The organism is Arthrobacter sp. 10N418, from assembly GCF_056394725.1.
In genome coordinates, this window is the sequence record NZ_JBFTIK010000054.1 from 1 (window position 1) to 4,122 (window position 4,122).

Below are 4,122 nucleotides of genomic sequence, written 5' to 3' on the forward strand. Positions count from 1 at the left end.
TCGCCGACCACACCAAATGGGGAACCCTCGGCATCAGCACCATCGCCGCCCTCGAAGACGCCGACGAACTCATCAGCGACGACCACCTCCCCGGCGAAGCCCGACGCATCCTCGCCCAACGCGTCGGCCGCCTACGCCTCGCCCCCACCCGCACCGCCGCGGCCGGCTGACCGGCCAGAGACCACCCGAACCCCTAACGCCAACGCTTGGAGCTGCCGTGAACCACCCGCATCCGTCCCCTGCCTCCGAGGGTGACAGGCTCCTGGAAGCGCTGCCCGCGGAACCGCTGTACCTGCGGTCCTCGGGCACGGCCCTGCTCATCGACTTCAACGCGGGTGAGCCCGCAATACTGCACTTCGGCGCCGATCTTGGCCCCGGCCTTCCGGATCTGTCCCTGCTGGGCGGTCCCGTTCCGCCGTCGTCACTGGACATTCCCGTCACCCTGGGCCTGATCCCGCAGGCTTCCTCCGGGTGGCGCGGACGTCCGGGCCTCCGCGGGCACCGCAACGGGCGGGCGTTCTCGGCCAGGCTCCGCATGGTGTCGGTGCGGACGGCGGACGCGGACAGCTCCGCCGTCATCACGCAGTCGGACCCCGACGCCGGCATCACGGTGATCACCGAGATCAGCATCAACGACGGCGGCCTGCTCCAGCTCCGGCACCGGCTCGCCAACGACGGCCCGGATGCCTATGGCGTCGAGGAGCTGGCAACGGTGCTGCCTGTGGGCCGTGCCGCGACGGAAATCCTGGACCTGACGGGGCGCTGGTGCCGGGAGACCCACCCCCAGCGCCTCCCGATGCGGCAGGGCACGTGGGTCCGCTCGGGCCGGCACGGACGCACCGGCCACGATTCGTCGCTGCTGCTGGCCGCGGGGACCGCGGGCTTCGGCAACCGCCACGGCCAGGTGTGGGCCGTGCATCTGGGCTGGAGCGGCAACCACGAGAGCTTCGTCGAGACAATCGGGGACGGCCGTTCGGTCATCGGCGCCTCCGAACTGCTCGGCTCAGCGGAGATCACCCTGGCGGCGGGGGCAAGCTACGAGACTCCGTGGCTGTTTGCCGCTTACTCCGACTCCGGCCTGGACGGGATCAGCGACGCCTTCTACGCCTGGTTCCGCGGACGCCCGCACCATCCCGGGGTGCGCTCCGGGAAACCCCGCCCGGTGGTGCTGAACGTCTGGGAAGCGGTCTATTTCGACCACAGGCTTCCCGCCCTGCTGGAGCTGGCCGAGTCCGCGGCAGGGCTCGGCGTCGAGCGGTACGTCCTCGACGACGGCTGGTTCCGGGGCCGCCGGAATGACGGCTCGGGCCTGGGCGACTGGTACGTCGATGATCAGCTGTGGCCCGACGGGCTGGCTCCGCTGGTTGACGCGGTCACCGGTCACGGCATGGAGTTCGGTTTGTGGGTCGAACCGGAAATGGTCAACGAGGACTCGGATCTGGCCCGCGCCCATCCGGACTGGATCGCGGGGCCGGCCCGGCCCTCCGGCGTGGAAGCCGGCGCGCCCGGCGGCCGGCTGCCCGAGCGGTGGCGGCACCAGCAGGTTCTGGACCTGGTCAACCCCGAGGCCTGGCAGTACATCTTCGACCGGCTGCATGCCCTCCTTGGCGAGTACCGGATCAGCTACCTCAAATGGGACCAGAACAGGGACCTCACCGAGATGGGCCACGACGGAGGCGCTTCGGTGCACGCCCAGACCCTGGCCGTGTACCGGCTCCTGGACGAGCTGCGGAAAGCCCACCCTGACGTGGAGATCGAGAGCTGCTCCTCCGGTGGCGCCCGCGTGGATCTCGGCATCCTGGAACGCACCGACCGGATCTGGGCCTCGGACTGCAACGATGCCCTGGAGCGCCAGAGCATCCAACGGTGGACCGGGGTTGTGGTCCCGCCCGAGCTCATGGGCGCGCACATCGGCCCGACGACTTCGCACACCACAGCCCGGACGCATGAACTGTCTTTCCGCGCCATCACGGCCATGTTCGGCCACTTCGGGCTGGAGTGGGATGTGCGGCAGCTCAAAGGCTCCGAACGCAGCGAGCTGGCGGCGGTGATCGCGCTGTTCAAGGACTACCGCGGGCTGCTGCACAGCGGACGCATGGTGCGCGCCGACGAGCCGGACCCCTCGCTGATGCTCCACGGCGTCGTGTCCCAGGACGGGGCCGACGCGCTGTACGCGCTCGTGGCCGTGGCGACCTCCTATTCCGAAGTCCCCGGGAGGGTGCCGCTACCGGGGCTGCGGCCTGACGAAAACTACCGGGTGGAGCTGGTCTACCCGGCCCCCGGCAACGGGCATCCGTTTATGCAGATCCATCCCCCGGCCTGGCTTTCCTCCGGGGTTGAGGCGAGCGGCCGTTTCCTCGCCGAATCGGGCCTGCCGATGCCTGTCCTGAACCCTGAACACGGCTTGCTCCTGAGCGTGCGAGCCGTCGCGGACAGCACCGTTGCGGACCCCACGGTTCACGACGCCGGGAAGCGGACGTAGCATGGGCGCCATCACGAAGCGGCCGTACGTGCTCGCCGACGGGCGGGAGATCATCTACTTCGATGACGCGGACACGGTGTTGCCTCCCGAGCGCGCCCGTGATCTGCGCGAACCGGTTCCGCGTCCGCCGACGGCCACGATGCGGCAGGACGTGCTGACCGGCGAATGGATCTCGGTGGCGTCCGCCCGCCAGAACCGGGTGGTCCTGCCGCCGTCGCATCTGGACCCGTTGTCACCGGCCTCCGCCGGGAACCCCTCGGAGGTGCCCAGCCTGTACGACGTTGCCGTCTTCGAAAACAAGTCCCCGTCCTTCGGGCCGGACCTTGCCGGGCCCGGCGCACCCGAGGGCCTTGAGGACCTCGCACAGATCGGGCTAGGCCGCAGCCGGCAGTCCGTGGGCCGGTGCGAAGTCGTCTGCTTCTCCCCCGAACACACCGGATCCCTCGCCGGGGTATCGCAGTCCCGCATGCGGACCGTGGTGGAGGCCTGGGCGGACCGGACAGCTGCCCTGTCCGCGCTGCCCGGCGTCGAGCAGGTCTTCCCGTTCGAGAACCGGGGGGAGGCCATCGGCGTGACGCTGCATCATCCACACGGGCAGATCTATGCCTACCCTTTCATCACGCCCCGCACGGCGCAGCTCATCCGCTCGATCCAAAGCTACGGAAGCACGCTGTTCGGGGACGTCCTCAGCTTCGAGCGGAAGTCCGGGCGGGCGGTGCTCCAGGGCGAGCATTGGACCGCGTTCGTCCCCTTCGCCGCCCGCTGGCCGCTGGAAGTCCATGTCCTCCCGCACCGGCACGTGCCCGACCTCGCCGCCACCAGCACCGCGGAACGCGACGAGTTCTCCCACCTCTACGGCCGTCTCCTGCGTGGCGTGGACGCGTTGTACTCGACGCCCACACCCTACATATCGGCCTGGCACCAAGCCCCGGTGCATGCCCACCGCGACGACGTCCGGCTGATGCTCCAGCTGACGTCGCCCCGACGGGAGGAAACGAAACTCAAATACCTTGCCGGTTCGGAGGCGGCGATGGGTGCGTTCATCGCCGACATCCCGCCCGAAACGGCGGCCGCCCGGCTGCGGGAGGCCATCGGGGCCTGACCGAAGCCGCCGCGCGGGGCTAGGGGGTGTCTCCGAATGAGGCTGACCGCTGGCTGGAAACTAGGGAGCGTGTCTCGTTTTCCGGTTCTTACCGATGATCAGTGGGCCCGCGCTGAGCCCTTGCTGCCCCGTTCCGACGGTCAGCGCGGCCGCCCGTGCCGGAACCACCGTGTGGAAGCAACACCGCCGTTTCGCAGCCCACGGGATCTGGGATCGGATCCACGCCGTGCTGCTGGCACAAAACGGCGGACGAAAGGGCCCCGATCCAGCGTAAACGGCGGGAACATTCCCGTCCCGGCGGAACGTCGGTTGGTGGCTAGGCTGCCAGCGGTGAACCGAAAAGCTCTTCGGCCAGACGGACCAAATGCTCCGGGACGTCGGTGTCCCTACCGTGGTCGCCACGGCCCAGGATCACGGCCTGTCCGCGGGCGGTCCCAGCGAGATCCAGGCCGCACTCATGCATTAACTGCCCCGCCCGAAGGTTCGGCGGGAGATTGATGATGGTCCCCTCAGCGTTGAGGTACACGTGCCAGTCGCC

At 69.4% G+C, this 4,122-nt stretch carries 2 protein-coding genes and 1 pseudogene; 2 read left to right on the forward strand and 1 reads right to left on the reverse strand.

Annotated features, from left to right (window positions below):
* Positions 1-271 precede the first annotated feature (271 nt).
* Together AC1DCZ_RS19205 and galT are read left to right on the forward strand one after the other, a co-directional pair.
* The gene (locus AC1DCZ_RS19205) at positions 272-2,482 is read left to right on the forward strand and encodes an alpha-galactosidase (RefSeq protein WP_476975990.1); all 2,211 of its coding nucleotides are present in this window, start codon (positions 272-274) and stop codon (positions 2,480-2,482) included.
* Position 2,483: 1 nt separating this feature from the next.
* On the forward strand, positions 2,484-3,584 hold the full coding sequence (galT, locus tag AC1DCZ_RS19210) for a galactose-1-phosphate uridylyltransferase (protein ID WP_476975989.1): 1,101 nt from the start codon (positions 2,484-2,486) through the stop codon (positions 3,582-3,584).
* Between the two features lie 316 nt (positions 3,585-3,900).
* Here the strand turns inward: galT and AC1DCZ_RS19215 are convergent.
* Positions 3,901-4,122, reverse strand: a pseudogene (locus AC1DCZ_RS19215) (hypothetical protein); the annotation flags it as partial.

Excerpts from the sequence above, each read along its gene's own strand:
- galT (WP_476975989.1), top strand. The coding sequence starts at position 2,484 with ATGGGCGCCATCACGAAGCGGCCGTACGTGCTCGCCGACGGGCGGGAG.